We start from the raw sequence: 24,873 nt of genomic DNA on the forward strand, positions 1-24,873 counted from the left end.
GGGCTAGCCGGTGCCGGCCGCGGCCTTGCGGGGGCGACGGCGACGCCTGCGCTTGGCCGGCGGCGTATCGCCGGAGCCCTCGCCCGTGTCGCCCGAGTCCTGATCTGACGACGTCGCGGACGCCTCCGGATGCCCGGTGACCGGCTTGCCGCCGCGGGTGCGCCGACGCGTGCGGTTGCGGCTGCGAGCGGGGCGGTCGGCCGACTTCTCCGCGGGGGCCCGCTTGCTGCTCTGCACCTTGACGGGCTCGCCGACGGTGCCGGTGGCATCGGCGGGGATGCCCAGCTCGGAGTAGAGGTGCGGCGAGCTGGAATACGTCTCGGCGGGATCGGGGCAGCCGAGGTTCAGCGCCTTGTCGATCATCGTCCAGCGCGCCAGTTCGTCCCAGTCGACGAGGGTCACCGCGACACCGGTCTTCCCGGCCCGCCCGGTGCGACCGATGCGGTGCACGTAGGCCTGCTCGTCCTCGGGAATCTGGTAGTTGATGACGTGGGTGACGTCGTCGATGTCGATGCCGCGCGCGGCGACGTCGGTGGCGACCAGCACGTCGATCTCGCCGGTGCGGAACGCCTTGAGCGCCTTCTCGCGTGCGCCCTGCCCGAGGTCACCGTGCACGGCGCCGACCTTGAACCCTCGCTCGGCGAGTTCGTCGGAGACCTTCTGCGCGGTGCGCTTGGTGCGGGTGAAGATCATCGTCGCCCCGCGACCCTCGGCCTGCAGGATGCGGGCGACCATCTCCACCTTGTCCAGGGCATGCGCGCGGTACGCGAACTGCTCGGTGGTGTCGTGGGTGGCCGCCGAATGCGGGGCCTCGGCCCGGATGTGCGTCGGCTGGTTCATGAAGGTACGGGCCAACGTGATGATCGGGTCCGGCATCGTCGCCGAGAACAGCATCGACTGCCTGCTGTCGGGGATCTGGCGCAGGATCCGCTCGATGTCGGGCAAAAAGCCCAGGTCGAGCATCTCGTCGGCCTCGTCGAGCACCAGCACGGACAGTCCGCCCAGCTTCAGGTGCCCCTGCTGGGCCAGGTCGAGCAGTCGCCCTGGCGTGCCGACGACCACGTCGACACCCTTCTCGAGCGCCTCGATCTGCCCCTCGTAGGGCCGACCGCCGTAGATCGACGTGACCGACAGCTTGCGATCACCGACGGTGAGGTACTTCGCGGCGGCCGCCAGGTCGCCGTACACCTGCAGGCACAGTTCGCGGGTGGGCACGACCACCAAGGCCCGCGGGACGCCCGTCAGGGGGCGGTCTTGGTCGGTGGTGATCCGCTGGAGCAGGGGCACACCGAACGCCAGCGTCTTGCCCATACCGGTACGGGCCTGGCCGATCAGGTCGTCGCCGGCCAATGCCATCGGCATGGTCAGCTCTTGGATTGCGAAGGGATGCTGTTTGCCGTCCTCGGCGAGGGCGCGGACGATTTCGTCGCGAACTCCCAGTTCAGCAAATGTGGGGTTGAGATGCGTCATACGCGAAAACGAGGCCTTTCGATTGTCGTCCTCATGGCTTCCACGCGCGCACGAGTTCGACAAGAGATGGCCTGTGAAGACCAAGGCCCTGCACTGAGGTAGGCGGACCGACTGCGTGCACGCACATTTCTTTGGGTCGCGGCAAGCTTTGCAAATGCCTTGCGTAAGCCGTGAAACTGCCACCGCCCGGACCCATCATACCTGGCGCCGCTCGCTCGACGGGCGACCCGCCGCGGCCGTTTATTGTTGGGCCCATGAACACGACGCCTCCGGCACCCGGGCAAACCGACTCGGCGAGATCGGGTGCGTCGGCCGACCATCCCGGCGTCAACGAACTTTTCGCGCTGCTGGCCTATGGCGAGGTGGCGGCGTTCTACCGCCTCACCGACGAAGCGCGCATGGCCCCGAACCTTCGCGGGCGCATCAACATGGCGATCATGGCGGCCGCCGAGATGAACCACTACGAGGTGCTGCGCGACGCGCTCGAGCGCCGCGGGGTCGACGTCGTGCCCGCGATGACGAAATATGCGTCGGCCCTTGAGAATTACCACCGGCTGACCACCCCGAGCACCTGGCTCGAGGCACTGGTCAAAACCTATGTCGGCGACGCCCTGGCTGCTGACTTCTACCTCGAGATCGCGCACACCCTGCCCGATGAGGTCGCCGACGTCGTGCGCGCGGTGCTGTCAGAGACCGGCCACTCCCAGTTCGTCGTCGCCGAGGTGCGCGCGGCGGTGACGGCCAGCGACAGGCAGCGCCACCGGCTCGCGCTGTGGTCGCGGCGGCTTCTCGGTGAGGCCATCACCCAGGCGCAGTTCGTCATGGCCGATCACGACGAACTCGTCGACCTGGTGCTGGCCAGCGGCGAAGGGCTCACGCAGATGACCGAGTTCTTCGACCGGCTGCAGCGGACGCACGCCTCCCGGATGGAGGAACTGGGCCTCGCCTGACCTATTGGGTGCAGGTGGCGATCATCGAGTTGTTGTTCTGCGCGGCGATCAACGTCCCGGCGGCGTCGAGGATGCTGCAGTTCAGCTGACCGCCGACGCTGGTGGCGGTGACCGATTTCAGCTCCACCCCGGGGTCGAGGACCACCTGCTTGACCCAGGGCAGCGCGACGTTGACGTCGGTCCGCAGCGCGCCCTGGCCGTCGGTGTAGATGACGGTCACCAGGTCGAGCAGTTGGCGGTTACCGGTCACCCGGTAGGTGACGGTGCGCGGTGACGGCGGCGCGGGCGGCGGAACGGCTGCCTGCGCTGTCGTGCTCGGGGCGGGCGGGGGCGTCGTCTCGGCGCTCGGTGTGACCGTCGTGACGGTTTCCGGCGGCAGCGAGGGAACGACAGGGGCGGCCGTGCCGGCGCGCGGCGCGGTGGTGGCGGGGGCGCTCGACGGCGCCGGCGCGTCCGACGTCGCGGTGGCCGAAACCGAGCCGCTGTCGCCGCCGCCGAGGATGATGCCGGTGGTGCCGATCGCGATGAACAGGATCACCCCGGCGATACCGGCGACCCACATCCAGCGCCGGTCGATGCTCTCCTCGTCGTATTGCTGCTCGTAGTCGTCGTAGTCGTCGAACTCAGCAGAACCGGGGTACTCGTAGTCGAAGTCTTCGGCGGGCGGCTCCGGGTAGTCGGAGTAGCTGGGAATCCGCTCCGTGGGGGCCAGCGAATACGGTGACTGCGCGGTGTAAGACCTGTTCATGTGGGTTTTCCCGGGTTCGTCTCGAGCGTAGAAGTTGTTGCCGCGCCTGATGCTATCGAGGCAGAAGTGACTGAAGAGGTTCGGCGACTGGTGTGTTGGTTACGGTCCGGACTCGGTTCGGTCGCCGTTGGTCTCGGCCCTTCGCTGACCGCGAACTCACCGGCGCGATGCGACCGGCGGGTCGTCCACTAGCCTTGGCTCAAGTTCTTCGCAAAGACGAAAGGGGCCCACGGCGTGGAGGTCAAGATCGGTGTCACGGACAGCCCGCGCGAGCTGAGCTTCAACAGCGCGCAGACACCCAGCGAGGTGGAGCAGTTGTTCACCGATGCGCTGGCCAAGGATTCGGGTGTGCTGGCTCTGACCGACGAGAAGGGCCGACGCTTCCTCGTGCAGACGTCGAAGATCGCCTACGTGGAGATCGGCGCTGCCGATGTCCGGCGCGTCGGCTTCGGGGTCGGGATCGGGTCTAAGACCGGGTAAGCGGCACGTGTGACAGTCCGCCCCAAGCGAACTGGACCGTGCCCTCGACCGCGTCGTCCTTGGAGATCGGACGGTCGTTGTTGAGCCAGTAGCGCGCGGAGTCGACGCTGATGGCGACCAAGCCGACCGCGATCATCCTGGCGCGGTGCGCTTCCAGTCCGGAGTCGCGGCTGATCAGGTCGAACACCGCGTCGGTGCACGCCTCGGTGGCCACCTTCACCTGCGCGGCGACCTGCGGTTCGTTGACGTAGTCGTTCTCGAAGATCAACCGGTAGCCCTGGCCGTCGTGCTCGATGAAGTCGAAGAACGCCTGGACCGCGGCGCGCAACCGCTGCCGGTTGTCGGTTGTCGTGCGCAGCGCCTGACGCACACCGGAGACGAGGTTCTCCACATGCTTGGCCAGCACCGCCAGGTAGAGCTCCAACTTGGACGAGAAATGTTGGTAGAGAACGGGTTTGCTGACTCCAGCGCGCTCGGCGATCTCGTCCATGCCCGCCGCGTGGTAGCCGCGGTCGACGAAAACCTCGCTGGCAGCGACCAGTAGCTGCCCTCGGCGCTCATCGCGCGGCAGTCTGCCGCCGCGCCGATTCAACACTTCGCCGCCCGGCTGCGCGCCTCTCTTCGCGGCGGTGTTGGCGAGATCGCTCATCGCATCCTTCATCTGCGTCATCGGGCACCGGTTATCGCAATGACCTTACTACCGTTGATAAAGCATGCAGGTGAGGCGCGGATCACAGCGCTCGGGGCGGTCGATGGCGCGCCGAAAGTAAGAGGCCGTCGGCCTGTGTCATCCTGTTGCGGTGACCTATGACTCCCGTACGCGAGGAGGACAGATGGGTCCCGAACACGGCGGGGGTGTTCGCGTCCCCGCGCTGCGCAACGAATGGCGCGAGCCGTTGCGTGCCCAGCGCGATCCCCTCGCGGAGAGCTCGGGGCGGGTGAGGTCCAATCGCGACGAGCACCGCGGCTTCCGCAAGCAGTCGTGGCTCGGTCGCTTCGTGTCCACCTACGGCTGGCGGGCCTACGCGTTGCCCATCCTCATGGTGTTGACCGGGGTCGTCGTCTACCAGACCATCACCGGCACCGGCGCGCCGGCACCGAAACAGGCCGAGGGCCCGGTGCAGGGCCCGCCGACCATCGGCGTGGCCAGCACGGCGATCATCGGTGCGCCGCCCAAGGGGTTGACGCAGTTCGACGCGAACCTGCCGACCGGAATCCTGCCCCAGGGCGGACCGTTCACCGAGGCCGGCGCCAAGACGTGGCATGTCGTGCCGGGGGCCACCTCACAGGTCGGCCAGGGCACCGCGAAAGTGTTCACCTACACCGTCGAGGTCGAGGATGGTATCGACACCACGACGTTCGGCGGCGACGAGGCGTTCGCCCGCATGGTCACCGAAACGCTGGCCAACCCCAAGAGCTGGACGCACAACCCGCAGTTCGCATTCACCCGTATCGACGGGACGTCGGGAATCGAACCGGACTTCCGGGTGTCGCTGAGCACGCCGATGACCGTGCGCGAGGGCTGCGGCTACGACATCCAGTTGGAGGCGTCCTGCTACAACCCGGCCTACCGCGACGGGCAGCCGCGCGTGTTCATCAACGAGGCGCGCTGGGTGCGTGGTGCGGTGCCGTTCCAAGGCGACGTCGGGTCGTATCGGCAGTACCTGATCAACCATGAGGTCGGCCACGCGATCGGCTACCAACGGCACGAGCCGTGCGGGGGCAACGACCAACTGGCGCCGGTCATGATGCAGCAGACGTTTTCGACCAACAACAACGACGCCGCGCGCTTCGACCCGCAATCGGTGCAGCCCGACAACCACACCTGCAAGCCCAACCCCTGGCCGTACCCGATCGCCTGAGGTTCCTTCCTCAATTCCGCGAGCGGCCGTGTTTGTGCGGCAACACGCCGGGCCTGCACGTACCAGAGCGGTCGCTCGTACACGCTGACCGACCACCGCGCCTGCGGGAAGCGATCGTCGCTCGTTGCTGTTGAATGTCGTAACTGCTGTGATGGTCATAGACGTTGAATCAGGTCGATCAAGGAGAAACACGGTGTCGACACCGTTGCCGCCGCTGGTAGAACCGGCGGCCGAACTCACCCGCGAGGAAGTGGCGCGCTACAGCCGTCACCTCATCATTCCCGACCTCGGCCTGGATGGGCAGAAGCGGCTGAAGAACGCCCGTGTGCTGGTCATCGGCGCCGGCGGGCTGGGCTCCCCGACGCTGCTGTACCTGGCCGCCGCAGGCGTGGGCACGATCGGGATCGTCGAGTTCGACGTGGTCGACGAGTCCAACCTGCAGCGCCAGATCATCCACGGCCAGTCCGACATCGGCCGGTCGAAGGCCGAGAGCGCGCGTGACTCGATTCTCGACATCAATCCGCTGGTGACGGTCAACCTGCACCAGTTCCGGCTCGAACCCGAGAATGCGGTCGAGCTGTTCGAGCAGTACGACCTGATCCTGGACGGCACCGACAACTTCGCGACGCGCTACCTCGTGAACGACGCGGCCGTGCTGGCCCACAAGCCCTACGTGTGGGGGTCGATCTTCCGCTTCGAGGGCCAGATCTCGGTGTTCTGGGAGGACGCCCCCGACGGGTTGGGGCTTAACTACCGCGACCTGTACCCCGAACCGCCGCCGCCGGGAATGGTGCCGTCGTGCGCGGAGGGCGGCGTGCTCGGGATCCTGTGCGCGTCGGTGGCATCGGTGATGGGCACCGAGGCCATCAAGCTGATCACCGGCATCGGCGAAACGCTGTTGGGCCGCCTGATGGTCTACGACGCACTCGACATGACCTATCGCACGATCAAGATCCGCAAGGACCCGTCGACCCCGAAGATCACCGAGCTGATCGACTACGAGGAGTTCTGCGGCGTGGTGTCCGACGCCGCCGCCGAGGCCGCGGCCGATTCGACCCTCACCCCCCGCGAGCTCAAGGAGTTGCTCGATTCGGGCAAACCGTTGGCCCTGATCGACGTACGCGAACAGGTCGAGTGGGACATCAACCGGATCCAGGGTGCCGAGCTGATCCCCAAGGGCGCCTTCGAATCCGGCGAGGCGCTGGCCAAGTTGCCGACCGACCGGACGCCGGTGTTCTACTGCAAGACCGGTGTGCGCTCTGCCGAGGTGTTGGCGATCGCGAAGAACGCCGGATTCTCCGACGCGATGCATGTGCAGGGCGGAATCGTCGCGTGGGGTAAACAACTCGAACCCGACATGGTCATGTACTAACGGCTGGTTTGCCGAAACTCCGCTTACGCTGAGGTGGTGACTGTCGAACGGCCACCGGATCATGTGCTGGCCGCGTTCGGCCTGTCCGGTGTGCAGCCCGTTGCGCTCGGGCCGGGCTGGGAGGGCGGCTGGCGCTGCGGGGAAGTGGTGGTGTCGATGGTCGCCGACCACGCGCGCGCCGCGTGGTCAGCCAAGGTCCGCGAGACGTTGTTCGTCGACGGGGTGCGCCTGGCCCGTCCGGTGCGGTCGACCGATGGGCGCTATGTGGTCGCCGGGTGGCGGGCGGACACCTTCGTCGCCGGAACTCCCGAACCGCGCCACGACGAGGTGGTCTCGGCCGCGGTGCGACTACATGAGGCGACGGCCAAACTCGAACGCCCGAGATTCCTGACGCAGCCACCGGTGGCGCCGTGGGCCGATGTCGACGTGTTCATCGCGGCCGACCGCGCGGCCTGGGAGGAACGGCCGCTGCACTCGTTGCCGCCGGGCGCCAAGGTGTCGCCGGGGTCGGCCGACGGGCAGCGCTCGATCGAGTTGCTCAATCAGCTTGCTACCCTGCGCAAGCCGACCAAGAGCCCGAGCCAACTGGTCCACGGCGACCTCTACGGCACCGTGCTTTTCGCGGGCACCGCCGCGCCCGGGATCACCGACATCATCCCGTACTGGCGGCCGGCGTCATGGGCCGCCGGGGTCGTCGTGGTCGACGCGCTGTCGTGGGGCGAGGCCGACGACGGGTTGATCGAACGCTGGAGCCCGCTGCCCGAGTGGTCGCAGATGTTGTTGCGCGCGTTGATGTTCCGCATCGCCGTGCACGCGCTACATCCGCGGTCGACGGCGGCCGCGTTCCCCGGTCTCGCGCGGACGGCGGCGCTGGTCCGCCTCGTGCTCTAGCCTGTGGCGCGAACGTGGGTTACCCGCACACTTTCGGCGCTCAGACGTGCATCAACTCCACACTCGCGGCGCTAGAACCGGTGTCGCACCTCGGCTAGCCGGATTCGACCGTCGTGCGCGAGAACCCCTTCGGCGCGAAGCCGCTCCAACTGGCGCGTCGCCAGGTGCGCAGCCGGTTTCCCCGACGCCGTGATCACCCGGTGCCACGGCAGGTCCGACGAGTCAGTGCGCATGATCCAGCCGACGATGCGGGGACTGGAAAGCCCCGCGGCATCGGCGATGTCGCCGTACGTCGACACCCGCCCCGGCGGTATCGAGGCGACCAGCGCGCGCACGGCCTCCACCTGCTCGTCGGTGACCGGCGCCATCGCTAGGACTCGAGGTGCTCGCGGATCAGCGCCGCGGTCTCGACGGGCCTGGCCTGGGCGACCATGTGGTCGCAGTCCCACTCCAAAAGCCCGAAGTCCGCGCCGAGTCGCTGCGCGAGCGTGGTGACGATGTCGTCGGTCGCATACGGCGGCCTGGTGCGGGCGGCCCGCACCAGCGTCGTGGGAATCCCCTTGGGAGGCAACGTGACCGGGCGGGCAAGCTCGCTCCAGTACGCCATCATCGCCGGGACGCTGATCCGCCAGCCGACCCGCCCGGACGGCAGATCGATCAGATGCTCGTCGAGCTCGCGATCCAATTCGGCCGACTCGACCTCACCCCACGACCCGTTGGCCTTTTCGGCGCGCGCCTCGGCGCGGTCGGTGTAATCGGGGGAGGCGAACATGTCGTCGGCGATCCGGCGCATCCACTCGCCATCCAGGCCGACGGCCGGGTCCAGCAGGACCATCCGCGACACCAGGTCTGGCCGGGCGGCAGCCAGATTCAGCGCCACCGCGCCGCCGAAGGAGTGTGCGACCACCACGGCGGGACGCTCGAGCAGCGCGGCCAGCGCCGCGACGTTCGAGTCGATCGACCACGGTGCCGCCCACGACGAGCGGCCGTGCCCGATGAGGTCCGGTGCGACGATCGCGTACTCGGGCAGGTGGCGGGTCGCCAGCGTCTGCCACCGCTGGCCGTGTCCGGTCAGGCCGTGGATCGCCAACACCTGTGCGGGCCCGGCCGGCCCGTAGCGGTGAACGTGCAGGGGTTCGGTCACGGCTGTGATGCTGCCAGCCTCGGGTGACGGCCATTTGTCGGACCCCCGTGGTGTCATGCCCACATGTCCGCACCGCACACCGACCTCACACCGAGCGCGCTCACCGATCCCGGCACGCGCGGCGCTTTCCGTGTGATCGGAGGGCCCGGCACCGGCAAGAGTTCGCTGCTGATCCAGACCGCGGTCGCGCACATCGCCGCCGGCATGGATCCGGAATCGGTTCTGCTGCTGACCGGTTCGGCCCGCCTCGGTGCGCAGGCGCGGGCCCGCATCACCTCGACGCTCTTGCAGGCCGGCACCCGCGCAGTCGTGCGCGAACCGCTGGTGCGCACCGTGCACTCGTATGCGTTCGCGGTTCTGCGGTTGGCCGCTCAGCGCAACGGCGATCCGCCGCCGCGGTTGATCACCAGCGCCGAACAGGACGGCATCATCCGCGAACTGCTCGCCGGCGACGTCGAGGACGGCGACCGCGCGGCGACCGCATGGCCGCACCATCTGCGCCCGGCGTTGAGCACGGTCGGCTTCGCCAACGAGCTGCGAGACCTGCTGGCCCGGTGCGCCGAACGCGGTGTCGATCCCCTTGAACTGCAACGCATCGGGCGGCGTTCGGGCAGGACGGAGTGGCTGGCGGCCGGCCAGTTCGCCCAGGCCTACGAGCAGATCATGCTGTTGCGTTCAGCCGTCGGAATGGCGGCACCACAGGCCACCATCCCGGCACTGGGCGCGGCCGAACTGGTGGGAGCGGCGCTGGAGGCGTTGGCCACCGACGGTGAGCTGCTGGCCGCCGAACGTGGACGCATCAAGATCCTCCTTGTCGACGACGCACAGCAACTCGACCCGCAGGCCGCGCTCCTGGTTCGGGTGCTGGCTCAGGGCGCCGAAACCACGGTGTTCGCAGGTGATCCCAATCAGGCGGTCTTCGGCTACCGCGGTGCCGACCCGGCGCTGCTGCGCGGCGACGAGCCGGCGATCGCGCTGACCGAGTCACACCGCTGCGCACCGGCGATCGCCGGAGCCATCACCGAGGTGGCCCGACGACTGCCCGGCGCCGAGCAGGGGCGCGTGCTGACCGGTGCGCCCGGCCCCGACGGCACCGTGGCCGTGCGTATCGCCGCCTCGCCGCATGCGGAGTCGGCGATGATCACCGACGCGCTGCGACGGGCGCACCTCGTCGACGGCGTCCCGTGGTCGCAGATGGCTGTCATCGTGCGTTCGGTGCCCCGCCTGGGCGCGGCGTTGGCGCGCACGCTGGCCGCGGCCGGTGTTCCGGTGGATACCCCATCGCCTGCGACGCCGCTCGGCGACCAGCCGGGCGTGCGGGCCCTTCTCACCGTGCTGGCGGCGACATCGCACGGTCTCGACGCCGAGCAGGCGGCGTCGTTGGTGACGGGACCGATCGGTCGCGTCGATCCGGTGTCGCTGCGCCAACTGCGGCGCGCGCTACGACGCATCGACGGCTCGCAACCCCCGCGCGGTTTCGGCGATCTGCTGGTCGAGGCGTTGGAGCACGGCGTCGACGGTCTGCCGGAGAGCCTTGGCCGGCCTCTGGACCGCGTGCGCAAGGTGCTGGCGGCCGCCCGTCGCACTGTCGAGACGGGGGGCGATCCGCGCTACACGCTGTGGCAGGCTTGGCAGCGTTCCGGGCTGCAACGACGTTGGCTGGCCGCGAGCGAACGCGGCGGCGTATCCGGTGCGCAGGCCGACCGGGACCTCGACGCGGTCACCGCGCTCTTCGACGTCGCCGAGCAGTACGTGAACCGCACCGCGGGCGCGACGCTGCGCGGGTTGATCGACCACGTCGCGAGTCTCGGGTCACCCGCCCGCGACGAGCGCGCCGACGCCGACGCGGTCGCCGTGCTCAGCGCCCACGCCGCGATGGGCCGCGAGTGGGAGTTCGTCGTCATCGCCGGCGTGCAGGAAGGACTGTGGCCCAACACCGTTCCGCGTGGCGGCGTATTGGCAACCCAGCAGCTCGTCGACCTGCTCGACGGCGTCACCCAGGACGCAGAAAGCGTGTCGACCCGGGCGCCGCTGTTGGCCGAGGAACGCCGGTTGCTGATCGCCGCGATGGGGCGTGCCCGCAGCCGCCTGCTGGTGACGGCGGTCGACAGCAGCGGCGACGAGTCGCTGCTCCCGTCGGCGTTCTGCTACGAGTTGAGCACGCGCTCCCAAGACGACGGCTCCGACATGACCGAGCCGGTCAGCGCACCGCGCGTGCTGGCGCCCGCGGCGCTGGTCGGACGGCTGCGCGCGGTGGTATGCGCGTCCGACGGCGCGGTCGACGACACAGTAAGGGCATGTGCGGCAACGCTGTTGGCGCGACTGGCGGCGGCAGGCGTGCCCGGAGCCGACCCGACGCAGTGGCAGTCGATGACTCCGCTGTCCAGTGAGGACCCGCTGTGGAACGGCGACGGACACACCGTGACGCTGTCGCCGTCGACGCTGCAGATGCTGACCGACTGTCCGTTGCGCTGGCTGCTCGAGCGGCACGGCGGCGCCGACGGTCGCGACGTGCGCTCGGCGGTCGGCACGCTGGTGCATGGGCTCGTCGCCGACCCGGGGCGCACCGAGAGCCAGATGATCAACGAGCTCGAGAAGATCTGGCCCAAACTGCCGTTCGAGTCGCGCTGGTATGCCGACAACGAACTCGGCCGGCACCGGGAGATGTTGGCGACGTTTGAGCGGTGGCGTGCGCAGACCCGCGGCCAGCTCACCGAGGTGGGCAGCGAGATCGGTGTCGACGGTGTCGTGGTCGACGGCGGCGAACACGGGCCCGACGTACGCGTACGCGGACGTGTCGACCGCCTCGAACGCGACAGCGAGGGGCGGCTGGTCGTGGTCGACCTCAAAACCGGCAAGAGCCCGGTCACCAAGGACGGTGCGCAAAACCACGCCCAGCTGGCGATGTATCAGCTGGCCATCGCGGAAGGTCTGCTCGCGCAAGGAGACTCACCGGGGGGCGGCCGATTGGTCTACCTCGGCAAAACCTGCGCATCGGGTCCGACCGAGCGCACGCAGGACGCGCTGACACCCGAGAAGCACGACCAATGGCGTGACACCGTGCGCGCGGCGGCGGCAGCCACCCAGGGTCCGGAGTTCGTCGCGCGGATCAATGACGGATGCGGACACTGCCCGGTGCGGGCCATGTGTCCCGCCCAGGCCGCGACTGGAGGACAGCCATGACCCCGCGCTACAGCCCGCACGAACTCGCCGCGGCCCTCGGCCTTTTCGCGCCGACCGAGGAGCAGGCCGCCGTGATCGCGGCCCCGCCCGGACCGCTCGTGGTCATCGCCGGCGCCGGTGCCGGCAAGACCGAGACGATGGCCGCGCGGGTGGTGTGGCTGGTCGCCAACGGGTTCGCCCGCCCCGGTGAGGTTCTCGGCCTCACCTTCACCCGCAAGGCAGCCGGACAGCTGCTGCGCCGGGTCCGCACCCGCCTCGCCCGACTCGAGGGCGCCGGCCTCTCCCTCCCCGGCGGGAGATACCCCCACGACGGCGGCGCCACCATCGACGAGCCACCGACCGTCAGCACGTATCACGCATTCGCCGGCAACCTACTGCGCGAGTACGGCCTGCTGCTGCCCGTCGAGGCCGAGACCCGGCTGCTGAGCGAAACCGAGCTGTGGCAGTTGGCCTTCCGTGTCGTGTGCGAGCACCCCGAACTGCACACCGAGAAGACGCCGGCGGCGGTCACCTCGATGGTGCTTCGGCTGGCGGGTCAACTCGCCGAGCACCTCGTCGACACCGACCAGTTGCGCGACACGCATGTCGAGCTCGAGCGGTTGGTGCACACGCTGCCCGCCGGCCCCTACCAACGCGACCGCGGCCCCAGCCAGTGGCTGCTGCGGCTGCTGGCCACCCAGACCGAGCGCACCGAGCTGGTCCCGCTGATCGACGCCGTTCATCAGCGGATGCGGGCCGAGAAAGTGATGGACTTCGGCATGCAGATGGCCTCGGCCGCCCGGCTCGCCGAGAACTTCCCGCATGTCGGTGAGCAACTGCGCCAGCGGTACCGGGTGGTGTTGCTCGACGAATACCAGGACACCGGGCATGCGCAGCGGGTCGCCTTGTCGTCGTTGTTCGGCGGTGGAGCCGACGACGACCTCGCGCTGACCGCGGTGGGCGATCCCATCCAGTCGATCTACGGGTGGCGCGGTGCGTCGGCCACCAACCTGCCGCGCTTTGCCACCGACTTTCCCCGTTCGGACGGCACCCCGGCGCCCACCTTGGAGCTGCGCACGAGCTGGCGCAATCCGCCTCGCACGCTGTATCTGGCCAACGCCGTGTCGGCACAGGCGCGGCGTCGTTCGGTGGCGGTGCGTTCACTGCTGCCCAGGCCGGACGCCCCGCCGGGCACCATCCGTTGTGCCCTGCTGAATGACGTTGCCGCCGAACGTGACTGGCTCGCCGGCCATATCGCCGACATCTATGAGCGGTCGCGCGAAGACGGGGTGCCGGCGCCGACGACGGCGGTGCTGGTGCGCCGTAACGCCGACGCCGCGCCGATGGCCGAAGCGCTCACGGCCCGCGGTGTGCCGGTCGAAGTCGTCGGGCTGGCCGGCCTTCTCGGCGTGCCCGAGGTCGCCGACGTGGTGGCGATGTTGCGGATGATGGCCGTCCCGAGTGCGGGCAGCGCGGCCATGCGGGTCCTCACGGGGCCACGCTGGCGACTGAGCGGCCGCGATATCACCGCGCTGTGGCGGCGCGCCGTTCAGCTCGACGACAGCGGGCGAGCCGACGCCCCCGCCGGGACCGCCGAACGCATCGCCGCCCAGGCGGCCCCCGACGCAGACACCGCGTGCCTCGCCGAGGCGGTGACCGACCCCGGTGCGCCCGAAGCGTATTCGCCGACGGGATACGCGCGGATCGTCGCACTGGGCCGCGAGCTGACCGCATTAAGGGCGCATCTGTCACACCCGCTTCCCGAGCTCGTCGCCGAGGTGCGCCGCGTGCTCGGCATCGACACCGAGGTGCGCGCGCGCCGCCCCGTCTCGGCGGGCTGGTCGGGCACCGAACATCTCGACGCGTTCGCCGATGTGGTGGCCGATTTCGCCGGCCGCCCGGGCGCCGGTGTCACCAGCCTGCTGGCCTACCTCGACGCCGCCGAAGAGGTGGAGAACGGCCTGGCTCCCGCCGTGGGGTCCGTCGCGGCCGACCGGGTGCAGATCATGACCATCCACGCGGCAAAGGGACTCGAATGGCAGGTGGTCGCCGTTCCGCACCTCAGCGGTCGCGTCTTCCCCTCGACCGGTACCACCCGCACCTGGCTGACCGACGCGGGGGACCTCCCTCCGCTGTTGCGCGGCGACCGGGCCACGCTCTCCGAGCACGGTGTCCCGGTGCTCGACACCAGCGACGTCAACGACCGCAAGCGGTTGTCCGACGTGATCGGCGAGCACAAGAGAAACCTCGAACAGCGCCGCATCGACGAGGAACGCCGCCTGCTCTACGTGGCGCTCACCCGCGCCGAGGACACCCTGTTCTTGTCGGGCCACCACTGGGGAGCATCGGAAAGCAAGGCCCGCGGGCCATCGGAGTTCCTCTGTGAGCTCAAAGGCATCATCGACAAGTCCGCCGAAGAGGGTGAGCCCTGCGGCGTGATCGAACAGTGGGCACCCGCTCCACCTGATGGTGAACCGAACCCGCTGCGGGACAAGGTGGTCGAAGCCGTCTGGCCCGCCGATCCTGCTGGTGCGCGTCGCGGCGATGTGGCTCGCGGGGCAACGCTTGTGGCCGCGGCGATGTCGGGTGCCCGCGACGACGGACCCGTCGAGTCCGGAGAAGGATGGGAGGCCGACGTCGACGCGCTCATCGCCGAACGCACCCGGGTGGTCGAACCGACGGCACCACCGCTGCCTCTTCAGGTATCGGTCAGCACCCTGGTCGAGCTCGGCAAGGACTCCGAAGCCGTCTCGCAGCGGCTGCGCCGCAGGCTGCCGACTCGTCCGGATCCACATGCGTTGCTGGGCACGGCGTTTCACGACTGGGTGCAGCGCTTCTATCACGCCGAGCGCTTGTTCGACCTGGACGATCTGCCCGGTGCGGTCGACCATCACACCGCGGTGGCCGAGGAACTCGCCGAGTTGCAGGCGGCGTTCGCGGTGTCGCCGTGGGCCGCGCGCACCCCGATCGACGTCGAGGTGCCGTTCGACATGGTGATCGGCGGGCGGGTGATCCGGGGACGCATCGACGCCGTGTTCGCCGATGACGACGGCGGAGCCACCGTGGTCGATTGGAAGACGGGGGAGCCGCCGAGCACCGCCGAAGCCCTGCAGCACAATGCGATTCAGCTCGCGGTGTACCGGTTGGCGTGGGCAGCGCTGCACGGATATCCCGTCGAGTCGGTGCGGGCGGCGTTTCACTACGTGCGCAGCGGCGTCACCGTCACCCCCGAGACGCTGCCCGACGTCGACGAACTCGCCGACCTGCTGGAGGCGGCCTAAGACTCGCGGTACACCTTCACGGCCTCGACGATCATCGGAATCTGCAGCGGCAGGCGGGCGATCGCGATCGCCCGCATCGGCCACGGCTTGTCCCACCACAACCGCACCATGTTGACGTTGCCGGGGAACACCGCGACAAACAGCGCTACCGCGGCCAACGCGCCCAAACGTCGCGTTTTCGGAGCCAACAGCAGCCCCGCCACCCCGAGCTCGGCGACACCCGAGGCGTAGGTGTAGAACCGCGGACTGCCGGGCAGCTCGGCGGGAATGATGCCGTCGAACGGCTTGGGCGCCACGAAGTGCAGCGTCCCGATACCCAGCAGGCCGGCCGCCATCCGGTAGGCGCGCGTCGGGTTGGCCACTTGCTGCAGTTCGGGCGGGGGAGAGGTCATGATTACATTGTGGCGTGCACACCCCTGCGGGACCGGTAACGGGTCCTCGTGGCAAAAGGTAGGCTGCGGCGCCGGCTCGCCGCGATCGAACAGGACCTGACCACACAGCCCGACTCGCGGCTCGTCGACATCCTGCGGATCCCCGAACCATTCGTCAGCCCGACCCAGCGGATCATCCGCCGTGTCATCTACGCGACGCTGGCGCTGATGGCGGCCGTGTTCATCGTGTACCTGGACCGCGACGGCTACCGTGACGTGCAGGACAACCAGCTGTCGTTCTTGGACTGCCTGTACTACGCGACGGTCTCGCTGTCGACCACCGGCTACGGCGACATCACCCCGTTCACGCCCGAAGCCCGGTTGATCAACGTCCTGGTGGTCACCCCGCTGCGCGTCGCCTTCCTGATCGTCCTCATCGGCACCACAGTCGAGACGCTGACCAGCCAGTCGCGCGCGGCATTGAAGATCCAGCGATGGAGGAGCAGAGTGCGCAACCACACCGTCGTCATCGGCTATGGCACCAAGGGCAGGACGGCGGTCGCCGCGATGGTCGGCGACGAGGTCGCCCCCGCCGACATCGTCGTCGTCGACGAGAACGCCGGCGCGCTCGAACGCGCCCGCAGCGCCGGGCTGGTCACCGTCCACGGCGACGCCACCAAGGCCGACATCCTGCGCCTGGCCAGCGCCCAGCACGCGAAGTCGATCATCGTCGCCACCGACGACGACGCCAGCGCCGTGCTCGTCACATTGACCGCGCGCGAGCTCGCCCCCAACGCCAAGATCATCGCCGCGGCCCGCGAGTCCGACAACCAGCACCTGCTGCGGCAGTCGGGCGCCGACTCGACCGTGGTGTCCTCGGAGACCGCGGGCCGACTGCTCGGCATCGCCACCCAGACCCCCAGCGTCGTGCAGATCATGGAAGACCTGCTCACTCCCGACGCCGGCTTCGCGATCGCGGAACGAGAGGTGACGCCCAAGGAGGTGGGCGGATCCCCGCGCCACCTACACGACATCGTTCTCGGTGTGGTCCGTGGAGGGGAACTGCTGCGCGTCGACTCACCGGAGGTGGACACGGTCGAGTCCGGCGATCGGCTGCTCTACATCCGCAATGCGGATGCCGAGTGACAACCGAACGATGACCCCGTTTCGCCTCCGCAACGTGCCGCTGCTGTCCCGCGTCGGCGCCGACCGCGCCGATGCCCTGCGCACCGACATCGACGCCGCTCTGGCCGGATGGCCCGACGCGTTGGTGTTGCGCGTCGACCGCCGCCACCAGGTGTTGATCGCCGAGGGCAGCGTGGTGCTCGGCGACGCGGCCAAGCTGGGCGACCGCCCGCCGGAGAACGCCGTCTTCCTGGGCAGGCTCAACGACGGTCGGCATGTGTGGGCGATCCGCGCTGCCCTCGAGGGGCCGGAGGACCCGCACACCGAGACCGAGGTGCTCGACCTGCGCCGGGCCGGTCAGGTGTTCGACGACGTCAGCGCGCAACTCGTCGCGACCGCGACCGCGCTGCTCAACTGGCACGACAGTGCCCGGTTCAGCCCGCTCGACGGTGCACCGACCAAGCCCGTCAAGGGCGGGTGGGCGAGGGTCAACCCCCTCAACGGCCACGAGGAGTATCCCCGCATCGACCCCGCGGTCATCTGCCTCGTACACGACGGACACGACCGCGCCGTGCTGGCCCGTCAAACGGTCTGGCCGGAGCGGCTGTTCTCGATCCTGGCCGGTTTCGTCGAGGCCGGTGAGTCCTTCGAGAGTTGCGTCGTGCGCGAGATCGCCGAGGAGATCGGGCTGACCGTCACCGACGTCACCTACCTGGGCAGCCAGCCCTGGCCGTTCCCGCGGTCGCTGATGGTGGGCTTCCACGCGATCGGCGATCCCGATCAGCAGTTCTCGTTCAACGACGGCGAGATCGCCGAGGCCGCCTGGTTCACCCGGGCCGAGATCCGCGAGGCCCTCGACCACGGCGACTGGAGCAGCGACTCGCCGTCACGGCTGCTGCTTCCGGGATCGATCTCGATCGCGCGCGAGATCATCGAGTCCTGGGCCGCGCTGGACTAACCCCGGACTAACCCGCCAGCTTGGCCTTCACCTCGCGCGCGGTCGGATTCGTCAACGTCGAACCGTCGGGCAGCTTCAGCGTCGGCACGGTCTGGTTGCCCCCGTTGGCCGTGGCGACGAACTCCGCGGCCGCGGCATCCTTCTCGATGTCGACCTCGGTGAACTCGATGCCCTCGGCCTGCAGCGCCTTCTTCAGACGCACGCAGTAGCCACACCAGGTGGTGGTGTACATGATCACGGGAGTCTGTGCTGCGCTCATAAGGCGTTCAACGTATCGGATGGACCGAACATGCCCGACGCCGTACCGGTCATTTGTCACCGGCCCCTGCCAAGATGGACCGCATGTCGGTAGAGGTCGCTTCGGTGGGCAGCCGCCCGGACGCCGTCGACGACCTCGACGACGAGCAGCGCGAGGCGGTGCTCGCCCCGCGCGGGCCGGTGTGCGTGCTCGCCGGCGCGGGCACCGGTAAGACCCGCACGATCACCCGCCGGATCGCGCACCTGGTCGCGGCCGGTCACGTCGCGCCCGGGCAGGTCCTCGCGGTCACCTTCACCCAGCGCGCGGCAGGTGAGATGCGCGCCCGGTTGCGTGCGCTCGACGCGGCGTTCGGCGGTGTCGGCACCGGTTCGGTGCAGGCGATGACGTTTCACGCCGCCGCGCGTCGCCAGCTGTCGTACTTCTGGCCCCGCGTCGTCGGCAACACCACGTGGGAACTTCTCGACACCAAATTCGCGGTGGTGGCCCAGGCCGCCAACCGGGCCCGCCTGTCGACCAGCACCGACGACGTGCGCGACCTCGCGGGCGAGATCGAGTGGGCCAAGGCGTCGCTGATCAGTCCCGAGGACTACCCGGCCGCGGTCGCACAGGTCGGCCGCGACATCCCCTTCGACGCAGCGAAGGTCGCGGCCGTCTACACCGGCTACGAGGCGCTCAAGGCCCGCGGTGACGGCACCACACTGCTCGACTTCGACGATCTGCTGCTGCACACCGCCGCGGCGATCGAGAACGACGCCGCGGTGGGGCAGGAGTTCCGGGATCGCTACCGCTGCTTCGTCGTCGACGAATACCAGGACGTGACGCCCCTGCAACAGCGCGTGCTCGACGCCTGGCTCGGGGAGCGCGACGACCTCACCGTCGTCGGCGACGCCAACCAGACCATCTACTCCTTCACCGGTGCCACCCCTCGCTACCTGCTCGACTTCTCCCGGCGCTTCCCCGACGCGGCGGTGGTCCGCCTGGAACGCGACTACCGCTCCACCCCGCAGGTGGTGTCGCTGGCCAACCGGGTCATCGCCGGTGCGCGCGGCCGGATGGCGGGCAGCAAGCTGCATCTGGTCGGGCAGCGCGACCCCGGCCCCGCGCCCCGGTTCGCCGAGTACCCCGACGAGGTCGCCGAGGCCAAGGCGGTGGCCAAGAACATCAAACGGCTTCTCGAATCCGGCACCGAACCGGCCGAGATCGCGGTGCTCTACCGCATCAACGCCCAGTCGGAGGTCTACGAGGAGGCGCTCACCGAAGCCGGCGTCCCGTTCCAGGTGCGCGGCGGCGAGGGTTTCTTCAGCCGCCAGGAGATCCGCCAGGCGCTGGTGGCGTTGCGGCGCGCGGCCGAACGCAGTGCCGAACCGGACGTCGACCGCGGGGGACTGCCCGAGGTGGTGCGCGCGGTGCTGGAGCCACTCGGGCTGACCGCCGAGCCGCCGCCGGGCACCAAGGCCAGAGAACGGTGGGAAGCGCTGACGTCGCTGGCCGAACTCGTCGACGAGGAAGTCGCCATCCGTCCCACCCTCGATCTGCGCGCATTGCTCGTCGAACTGCGCCAACGCGCCGACGCCCGTCATCCTCCGGTCGTGCAGGGCGTCACGCTGGCCTCACTGCACGCGGCGAAGGGGCTGGAGTGGGACGCGGTGTTCCTGGTCGGCCTCGCCGACGGCACGCTGCCGATCTCCCACGCGCTGGCGCACGGTCCCGACAGCGAGGCGGTCGAAGAGGAACGGCGCTTGCTCTACGTCGGAATCACCAGGGCGCGTGTGCATTTGGCGCTCAGTTGGGCGCTCGCCCGCGCTCCGGGCGGACGGCAGAGTCGCAAACCGTCGCGGTTCCTCAACGGCATCGCGCCGCAGTCGTCGAACACCAGCGACACACCGACCAAGCCCCGCCGTCCCCGCGGCGCGACCCTCGCTGCCGCGTGTGCAACAGCGCGCTGACCGCACCGGCGGCAATCATGTTGCGCCGCTGCGAAACCTGCCCGTCCGACATCGACGAGCAGCTGCTGGCCGACCTCAAGGACTGGCGGTTGCGCACCTCCAAGGAGATGAGCGTGCCGGCGTATGTGGTGTTCACCGACAACACGCTGATCGCGATCGCCGAGACCCTACCCACCGACGACGCCGCGCTGGTCGCGATCCCGGGCATCGGGGCGCGCAAGCTCGAGCAGTACGGCGCCGATGTGCTCGCCATGGTCAAGAGCCGAAGCCGCTAGGCCGGCGACCTCACGGCCAAACGTCGTAAAGATCGCGCCAAACCCGCTGGTCAAAAAATCAATTGTCAGCCGCCGCTGCTACGCTTAGCCTCAACATCACACCGTTTGGGTGTCTTTTTGCGCGAAAGGAGGGACCGACATCATGGGTAGCAACGACGCATTCACCGGCGTAGCCGTTGCTGGTATGACGCGGACCCTCCATGTCGCCGCCGCCGCGGCGCATCCCGCGTTCGCCGCCGCGCACGCCGCCGGTGCCGCCGCTGCCATCACCCCGCAGCGCAAGCGCCGCGCCGCCGCGACTGTGTCGTCCGTCGATCGGGGCACCACCTAGGTAAGCCCACGATTTCGCCGAAAAGGCCACGGACCCGCAGTCGGATCCGTGGCCTTGGTCTTTTGGACACCACTCCAAAGCCCTGGTCCGGATCCACAAGGAAGAGATTTCGAAACCCACGACCAGGGAAGGACTGGACATGTCACTCGGGACATGCCGAGAGAAGACGAAGCTGGCGGTGCCGTGTCACAGGGGCGATCCCGATATGTGGTTCGCCGAGAATCCCGTCGAGCTCGAACGCGCCAAGGCGCTGTGCGTGCAGTGCCCGATCCGGCGTGAGTGCCTGGCCGCAGCGCTGGAACGCCAAGAGCCGTGGGGTGTTTGGGGCGGCGAGATCCTCGAACGGGGCACCGTCATCGCGCGCAAGCGCCCGCGGGGCCGGCCGCGCAAGAACGGCATCGGGAACCCGGCAGCCGCGTAGACGCACACGGGGCGACCTGCGCGCGCTCGATTGTGAATCTGGCGACGCTCAACCCACGAAACGCGTCGTCAGATTCACGATCCCTACCGAGGGGCGGGGTGGGCGCATCCGACGCGCACGGGGAGGCGGGGCGTCAGGCGGCTTCGTCGGCGAAGCCCGGAATCAGCTCGGTGGCAAGTCTTCTCGCGGGAACATGCGCATCGAGTTGGCACGCGATCGCGACGTTGGACGCGATCACCCGCATCGGGATGGCGAGCTTGGCCGGAATGTCCATCTGCCGGGCGGCCTTGATCTGACCGGCGGCGCGCTCGGGCCGCATGTTCGCGGTGGTGATCCGCTGCAGCCACTTGCGGTTGTAGTGGAAGACCTCGACCTCGAGCGGTTCGACGTACTGGCGCATCATGTCGTCCATTTCGCGCTTGGACACCTGCTCGCCCTTCTGGATGAAGCCGATGTTCTGCATCGTGGTGAGCAGGTTGTCGTAGTCGTCGTTGAGTGCATACCGCGTCGCCAAACCGATCTCGATCGGGATACCGCCGGGCATCGGGGCGACCGCGCCGAAGTCGATGACACCCATTTTGTCGCCGGGCAGCAGCATGAAGTTGCCCGGATGGGTGTCACCGTGCATCATCTCGAGCCGGCGAGGCGCGTCGTAGGTCAGCTCGAAAAGCCTGGTGCCCATCAGGTCTCGTTGTTCCTGAGTGCCCTCTCGGATGATCACCGACATCGGCACGCCCTCGATCCACTCCTGGATCACGACCTTGGGCGCGCTGGCCACGATGCGGGGAACCACGAAGCGCGGATGGCCTTCGTAGGCCTTGGCGAATGCGCGCTGGTTGTCGGCCTCCAGCCGGTAGTCGAGTTCCATCTCGGTGCGCTCGATGAGTTCTTTGACCACACTGTCGACGTCGGCGCCGGGGGACAGTTGCTTGAGCACGCCCACCATGCGCTGCATCGTCTTGAGGTCGGCGCGCAGCGCCTCGTCGGCGCCGGGGTACTGAATCTTGACCGCGACCTCGCGGCCGTCCGACCACACCGCCTTGTGGACCTGGCCGATGCTGGCCGACGCCACGGGCTTGTCGTCGAACGACGCGAACCGCTCCCGCCACTTCGTACCCAATTGGGCGTTGAGCACCCGGTGCACCTTGGCCGCGGGCAGCGGCGGGGCCTCCCGCTGAAGCTTGGTCAGCGCCTCGCGGTACGGCTTGCCGTACTGCTCGGGGATCGCGGCCTCCATCACCGACAGCGCCTGACCGACCTTCATCGCCCCGCCCTTGAGCTCACCGAGCACGGTGAAAAGCTGCTGAGCGGCCTTGTCCATCAGTTCGGCGTTGACCTCGTCTTTCGACCGTCCGGTCAACCGTTTGCCGAAGCCCAAGGCTGCCCGGCCGGCCATCCCTACCGGCAAGCTCGCCAGCTTGGCGTTGCGCGCGGCCCGGCCTCGCTTGATCTCACTCACCAGACCATCATCCACGACGCGGCTGAACGCAGCGCAACGACTTGCCAACGGCCGATGTCAACATGCGCAGCGCGGATGCCGCGACCATCGCCGCGCCACCACCGAGCCCACGTTGACGTCGAACTCCAACGTGGTGTCCAGCGTCGGCGGCGGTTCGGGGGAGCCGTCGACGTCGGCGTCGCCACGCACCGCGCCAAGGACCCGGTCGACCTGGTTGAGGGCCAGCGCCGCGGTGGCCAGCACCGTGGCCCGGTCTGCGCTGCCCACGGTGTGGCGCAGTTGCGCCGCAAGTGCCGGCCACGCCGCGTCCCGGTCGCTGCGGTGCAGGTCCGCGCAGGCCAAACAGCTCGTCACCCCCGGCAGGACCAGCGGCCCGACCAGGCCGACACCGTCGCGCACGCGCACCGGCAGGTGGGCGACGCCGACGGCATGCAGCTCGCGGACCATACGGGGGTCGGCCACCAGGTAGTCGGCGAGAACCACGAGGTCGGTCGGCTCCGACGGCGCACCGGTGTCGGTACGGGTGCTGTGGGTCAGGCGCGCACCCGAACAGCGCAGCGCCGAGGCGAGCAGATCCGACAGCGGCCCGCGCCCGTGGATGCGCACCGCAGCCGACCGGCCACGCCGTCGCGGGGCGGTCGTGACCACCCCGGCGTCGACCAGGGACGTCAGCAGGTTCTCGACGGGCGCGCCGTCGGGGGCGAGCGCCGCGAGGTCGGCCAGTCGGGCGCCGGTCTGCAGGCGACGCAGCATGGCGGCCAGCGTCGCCGCCGACAGCCCCGCCGGCGGACGGATCACGACCGCGCGCCGCGGGTCCCAGCCCACCTGCACCGCCCCGTCCGGTCGCATCAGCACCGGCGTCGCGGCGCTCAACGCATAGCGCGTCATCGATCGAGCGTGCCACGCCGCGCGCCGGTCACCCGCAGTTATCCACAAGGGCACCGGCTGAAGCGCTACCGGTCGTCGTCGTCCGGCTTCTGGATGTCCTTCTCGAGGTCGGCGATCGCCTCCTCGATGGCGCTGTCCATGCCGCTGGTGTCGCCGCCGATCATCCGGTCGATGAAGCCGGCCGGTTCGTCGAGGTCCTTGGCGCTGGGCAGCAGGTCGGGGTGCTGCCATACCGCGTCGCGGCGGTCGGAGCCCACGGCCTCGGTCAACCGTTCCCACAGCGCCGCGGCCTCGCGCATCTTGCGCGGACGCAGTTCGAGTCCGACCAGCGTGGCGAACGTCTGCTCGGCCGGTCCGCCGGTGGCGCGGCGCCTGCGCAACATCTCCGCCAGCGCCGAGGTGCCGGGGATGCGGTCGCCGAGCGCGTCGGAGACGACGGTCTGCACCCAACCCTCGATCAGCGCGAGCAGTGTTTCCAGCCGCTCGAGCGCCGCGGTCTGCTCCGGCGTCGCCTTCGGCTCGAAGATGCCCTGGTTGAGCAGCTGCTCCATCTGGGCCGGGTCGGTCAGCGCGGCGGGGTTGAGGCCGGAAGCCAGTTCCTCGATGCCGCTCATGTCGATTTTCATGCCGCGGGCGAACGCCTCGACCGCGTTGAGCAGCTGGCTCGAAAGCCACGGCACGTGACTGAACAGGCGGTGGTGAGCGGCCTCCCGGGCGGCCAGGAAGGTCAGGATCTCGCTACGCGGTTGCTCGAGGCCCTCCGACAGCGACTCGACCGCCTCGGGCATCAGCGCGGCCACGCCCTTGGGGCCCAACGGCAGCCCGATGTCGGTGGAGGTCAACACTTCTCGCGACAGTTTGCCCAGCGCCTGGCCGAGCTGCGAGCCGAACGCCATGCCGCCCATCTGCGTCATCATCGACAGCAGTGGACCGGCCATGGTGCGCGCCTCCTCCGGGAGCGCCGACACCCACACCGTCGAGATCTGTTCGGCGACCGGGTCGCACAGCCGCTTCCACGTCTCGAGGGTGTTGTCGATCCAGTCCGTGGGCGTCCAGGCGACCGCCTTGCTGGTTCCCGCGGGCAGTGCTGTCACGCCGTCGAGCCACGTCTCGGCCAGGCGCACGGCGCCGTCGATCGCCTCAGCCGTCTTCTCCGGCACGGGTGCGACGAAACCGATCTGGCTCGACGCCAACTGGCGGGCCAGGTCGTAGTTCACCGGCCCCGACTGTTTCCCGCCGGCCATCGCGCTGCCGGCGCCGCTGAACATCTCGCCGAGCTTGGAAAAGATCTGCCCCAGCTGGGACATGTCGAACTCGGAGCCGCCCTGAAAGCCCATGCCGAACGGGTCGCCGGGGCCCCCGGATCCGGAGTCGGGATCCTTCTTGCGCTTGTCGCGCTCGGGGTCGTCGCCGGCGGAGAAGCCGAAAGGCACGTCAGCCATGCCCTCAACGGTACTCACCAGGATGGGGTCTCGTGGGT

At 69.2% G+C, this 24,873-nt stretch carries 21 protein-coding genes and 1 pseudogene; 12 read left to right on the forward strand and 10 right to left on the reverse strand.

Annotated features, from left to right (window positions below; all coding sequences use genetic code 11):
* Positions 1-3: 3 nt before the first annotated feature.
* Positions 4-1,470, reverse strand: coding sequence for a DEAD/DEAH box helicase (locus AU072_RS03375; RefSeq protein WP_064412471.1), 1,467 nt, complete (start codon positions 1,468-1,470; stop codon positions 4-6).
* Positions 1,471-1,724: 254 nt separating this feature from the next.
* Here AU072_RS03375 and AU072_RS03380 point away from each other — a divergent pair, with 254 nt between their 5' ends.
* On the forward strand, positions 1,725-2,420 hold the full coding sequence (locus AU072_RS03380) for a ferritin-like fold-containing protein (protein WP_064412472.1): 696 nt from the start codon (positions 1,725-1,727) through the stop codon (positions 2,418-2,420).
* 1 nt (position 2,421) lies between these two features.
* On the opposite strand, the gene AU072_RS03385 is transcribed toward AU072_RS03380, so the two are convergent.
* On the reverse strand, positions 2,422-3,168 hold the full coding sequence (locus AU072_RS03385; protein WP_064412473.1) for a hypothetical protein: 747 nt from the start codon (positions 3,166-3,168) through the stop codon (positions 2,422-2,424).
* 234 nt (positions 3,169-3,402) lie between these two features.
* Here AU072_RS03385 and AU072_RS03390 point away from each other — a divergent pair, with 234 nt between their 5' ends.
* Complete coding sequence (locus AU072_RS03390; RefSeq protein WP_064345881.1) at positions 3,403-3,648, forward strand: DUF3107 domain-containing protein; 246 nt, start codon at positions 3,403-3,405, stop codon at positions 3,646-3,648.
* Here AU072_RS03390 and AU072_RS03395 read toward each other — a convergent pair.
* Complete coding sequence (locus AU072_RS03395) at positions 3,635-4,297, reverse strand: HTH-type transcriptional activator FasR (RefSeq protein ID WP_064346034.1); 663 nt, start codon at positions 4,295-4,297, stop codon at positions 3,635-3,637. The two genes, AU072_RS03390 and AU072_RS03395, sit on opposite strands and share 14 nt — an antisense overlap.
* A gap of 184 nt (positions 4,298-4,481) precedes the next feature.
* Here AU072_RS03395 and AU072_RS03400 point away from each other — a divergent pair, with 184 nt between their 5' ends.
* The 3 genes from AU072_RS03400 (at position 4,482) to AU072_RS03410 (ending at position 7,773) form a co-directional block, all read left to right on the forward strand.
* Positions 4,482-5,510 (forward strand): DUF3152 domain-containing protein, encoded by a 1,029-nt coding sequence (locus AU072_RS03400; RefSeq protein ID WP_064412474.1) that lies wholly within the window; start codon positions 4,482-4,484, stop codon positions 5,508-5,510.
* 193 nt (positions 5,511-5,703) lie between these two features.
* Complete coding sequence (gene moeZ, locus AU072_RS03405; protein ID WP_064412475.1) at positions 5,704-6,882, forward strand: adenylyltransferase/sulfurtransferase MoeZ; 1,179 nt, start codon at positions 5,704-5,706, stop codon at positions 6,880-6,882.
* A 36-nt stretch (positions 6,883-6,918) separates the two neighbouring features.
* Positions 6,919-7,773: a TIGR02569 family protein gene (locus AU072_RS03410; protein ID WP_064412520.1), complete on the forward strand. Its 855-nt coding sequence runs from the start codon at positions 6,919-6,921 to the stop codon at positions 7,771-7,773.
* A gap of 71 nt (positions 7,774-7,844) precedes the next feature.
* On the opposite strand, the gene AU072_RS03415 is transcribed toward AU072_RS03410, so the two are convergent.
* Positions 7,845-8,141 carry an MGMT family protein gene (locus AU072_RS03415; RefSeq protein WP_064412476.1) on the reverse strand — a complete coding sequence of 99 codons (297 nt, stop codon included), beginning with the start codon at positions 8,139-8,141 and terminating at the stop codon, positions 7,845-7,847.
* 2 nt (positions 8,142-8,143) lie between these two features.
* Positions 8,144-8,974, reverse strand: a complete 831-nt coding sequence (locus tag AU072_RS03420; protein WP_064412521.1) for an alpha/beta fold hydrolase — start codon at positions 8,972-8,974, stop codon at positions 8,144-8,146.
* A 6-nt stretch (positions 8,975-8,980) separates the two neighbouring features.
* Between AU072_RS03420 and AU072_RS03425 the strand changes: the two genes are divergently transcribed.
* Together AU072_RS03425 and AU072_RS03430 are read left to right on the forward strand one after the other, a co-directional pair.
* Positions 8,981-12,100 carry an ATP-dependent helicase gene (locus AU072_RS03425; protein WP_064412477.1) on the forward strand — a complete coding sequence of 1,040 codons (3,120 nt, stop codon included), beginning with the start codon at positions 8,981-8,983 and terminating at the stop codon, positions 12,098-12,100.
* Positions 12,037-15,360: an ATP-dependent helicase gene (locus tag AU072_RS03430; protein WP_082680669.1), complete on the forward strand. Its 3,324-nt coding sequence runs from the start codon at positions 12,037-12,039 to the stop codon at positions 15,358-15,360. Before AU072_RS03425 ends, AU072_RS03430 begins: the two co-directional genes overlap by 64 nt.
* Here AU072_RS03430 and AU072_RS03435 read toward each other — a convergent pair.
* Positions 15,357-15,752, reverse strand: coding sequence for a DoxX family protein (locus AU072_RS03435; protein WP_064412479.1), 396 nt, complete (start codon positions 15,750-15,752; stop codon positions 15,357-15,359). The genes AU072_RS03430 and AU072_RS03435 overlap by 4 nt on opposite strands.
* Positions 15,753-15,800: 48 nt before the next feature.
* On the opposite strand from AU072_RS03435, the gene AU072_RS03440 reads away from it, so the two are divergent.
* Positions 15,801-16,877 carry a potassium channel family protein gene (locus tag AU072_RS03440; protein ID WP_064345889.1) on the forward strand — a complete coding sequence of 359 codons (1,077 nt, stop codon included), beginning with the start codon at positions 15,801-15,803 and terminating at the stop codon, positions 16,875-16,877.
* A 10-nt stretch (positions 16,878-16,887) separates the two neighbouring features.
* Positions 16,888-17,814 carry an NAD(+) diphosphatase gene (gene nudC, locus AU072_RS03445; RefSeq protein ID WP_064412522.1) on the forward strand — a complete coding sequence of 309 codons (927 nt, stop codon included), beginning with the start codon at positions 16,888-16,890 and terminating at the stop codon, positions 17,812-17,814.
* A gap of 7 nt (positions 17,815-17,821) precedes the next feature.
* Here nudC and AU072_RS03450 read toward each other — a convergent pair whose 3' ends face one another.
* The gene (locus AU072_RS03450; RefSeq protein WP_064345890.1) at positions 17,822-18,073 is read right to left on the reverse strand and encodes a mycoredoxin; all 252 of its coding nucleotides are present in this window, start codon (positions 18,071-18,073) and stop codon (positions 17,822-17,824) included.
* Positions 18,074-18,147: 74 nt separating this feature from the next.
* Here AU072_RS03450 and AU072_RS03455 point away from each other — a divergent pair.
* The 3 genes and pseudogenes from AU072_RS03455 to AU072_RS03460 all read left to right on the forward strand — a co-directional run bounded on the left by AU072_RS03455 (position 18,148) and on the right by AU072_RS03460 (position 21,046).
* Positions 18,148-20,294: pseudogene (locus AU072_RS03455) on the forward strand (ATP-dependent DNA helicase UvrD2).
* Positions 20,295-20,436: 142 nt separating this feature from the next.
* Entirely contained in the window at positions 20,437-20,625 is a 189-nt protein-coding gene (locus tag AU072_RS28125) for a hypothetical protein (RefSeq protein ID WP_133147261.1), read from the forward strand.
* A 139-nt stretch (positions 20,626-20,764) separates the two neighbouring features.
* Positions 20,765-21,046, forward strand: a complete 282-nt coding sequence (locus tag AU072_RS03460; RefSeq protein ID WP_064412480.1) for a WhiB family transcriptional regulator — start codon at positions 20,765-20,767, stop codon at positions 21,044-21,046.
* Between the two features lie 133 nt (positions 21,047-21,179).
* Here the strand turns inward: AU072_RS03460 and AU072_RS03465 are convergent, their stop codons facing one another.
* The 3 genes from AU072_RS03465 to AU072_RS03475 all read right to left on the reverse strand — a co-directional run bounded on the left by AU072_RS03465 (position 21,180) and on the right by AU072_RS03475 (position 24,835).
* Positions 21,180-22,520: a macrolide-binding ATPase MABP-1 gene (locus AU072_RS03465; protein WP_064412481.1), complete on the reverse strand. Its 1,341-nt coding sequence runs from the start codon at positions 22,518-22,520 to the stop codon at positions 21,180-21,182.
* Positions 22,521-22,562: 42 nt separating this feature from the next.
* The gene (locus tag AU072_RS03470; protein ID WP_064412482.1) at positions 22,563-23,393 is read right to left on the reverse strand and encodes a hypothetical protein; all 831 of its coding nucleotides are present in this window, start codon (positions 23,391-23,393) and stop codon (positions 22,563-22,565) included.
* A 65-nt stretch (positions 23,394-23,458) separates the two neighbouring features.
* A complete protein-coding gene (locus AU072_RS03475; protein WP_064412483.1) occupies positions 23,459-24,835 on the reverse strand; it encodes a zinc-dependent metalloprotease in 1,377 nt (458 codons plus the stop codon).
* Between the last annotated feature and the right edge of the window lie 38 nt (positions 24,836-24,873).

This window comes from Mycolicibacterium novocastrense, from assembly GCF_001499835.1.
GTDB lineage: Bacteria > Actinomycetota > Actinomycetes > Mycobacteriales > Mycobacteriaceae > Mycobacterium > Mycobacterium novocastrense.

Excerpts from the sequence above, each read along its gene's own strand:
- AU072_RS03435 (WP_064412479.1), bottom strand. The coding sequence starts at position 15,752 with ATGACCTCTCCCCCGCCCGAACTGCAGCAAGTGGCCAACCCGACGCGC.
- AU072_RS28125 (WP_133147261.1), top strand. The coding sequence starts at position 20,437 with ATGGGTAGCAACGACGCATTCACCGGCGTAGCCGTTGCTGGTATGACG.
- AU072_RS03375 (WP_064412471.1), bottom strand. The coding sequence starts at position 1,470 with ATGACGCATCTCAACCCCACATTTGCTGAACTGGGAGTTCGCGACGAA.
- AU072_RS03385 (WP_064412473.1), bottom strand. The coding sequence starts at position 3,168 with ATGAACAGGTCTTACACCGCGCAGTCACCGTATTCGCTGGCCCCCACG.
- AU072_RS03400 (WP_064412474.1), top strand. The coding sequence starts at position 4,482 with ATGGGTCCCGAACACGGCGGGGGTGTTCGCGTCCCCGCGCTGCGCAAC.
- AU072_RS03415 (WP_064412476.1), bottom strand. The coding sequence starts at position 8,141 with ATGGCGCCGGTCACCGACGAGCAGGTGGAGGCCGTGCGCGCGCTGGTC.
- AU072_RS03475 (WP_064412483.1), bottom strand. The coding sequence starts at position 24,835 with ATGGCTGACGTGCCTTTCGGCTTCTCCGCCGGCGACGACCCCGAGCGC.
- AU072_RS03470 (WP_064412482.1), bottom strand. The coding sequence starts at position 23,393 with ATGACGCGCTATGCGTTGAGCGCCGCGACGCCGGTGCTGATGCGACCG.
- AU072_RS03430 (WP_082680669.1), top strand. The coding sequence starts at position 12,037 with ATGCGGACACTGCCCGGTGCGGGCCATGTGTCCCGCCCAGGCCGCGAC.
- AU072_RS03395 (WP_064346034.1), bottom strand. The coding sequence starts at position 4,297 with ATGAGCGATCTCGCCAACACCGCCGCGAAGAGAGGCGCGCAGCCGGGC.
- AU072_RS03420 (WP_064412521.1), bottom strand. The coding sequence starts at position 8,974 with ATGACACCACGGGGGTCCGACAAATGGCCGTCACCCGAGGCTGGCAGC.
- nudC (WP_064412522.1), top strand. The coding sequence starts at position 16,888 with ATGACCCCGTTTCGCCTCCGCAACGTGCCGCTGCTGTCCCGCGTCGGC.
- AU072_RS03460 (WP_064412480.1), top strand. The coding sequence starts at position 20,765 with ATGTCACTCGGGACATGCCGAGAGAAGACGAAGCTGGCGGTGCCGTGT.
- AU072_RS03380 (WP_064412472.1), top strand. The coding sequence starts at position 1,725 with ATGAACACGACGCCTCCGGCACCCGGGCAAACCGACTCGGCGAGATCG.
- AU072_RS03425 (WP_064412477.1), top strand. The coding sequence starts at position 8,981 with ATGTCCGCACCGCACACCGACCTCACACCGAGCGCGCTCACCGATCCC.
- AU072_RS03450 (WP_064345890.1), bottom strand. The coding sequence starts at position 18,073 with ATGAGCGCAGCACAGACTCCCGTGATCATGTACACCACCACCTGGTGT.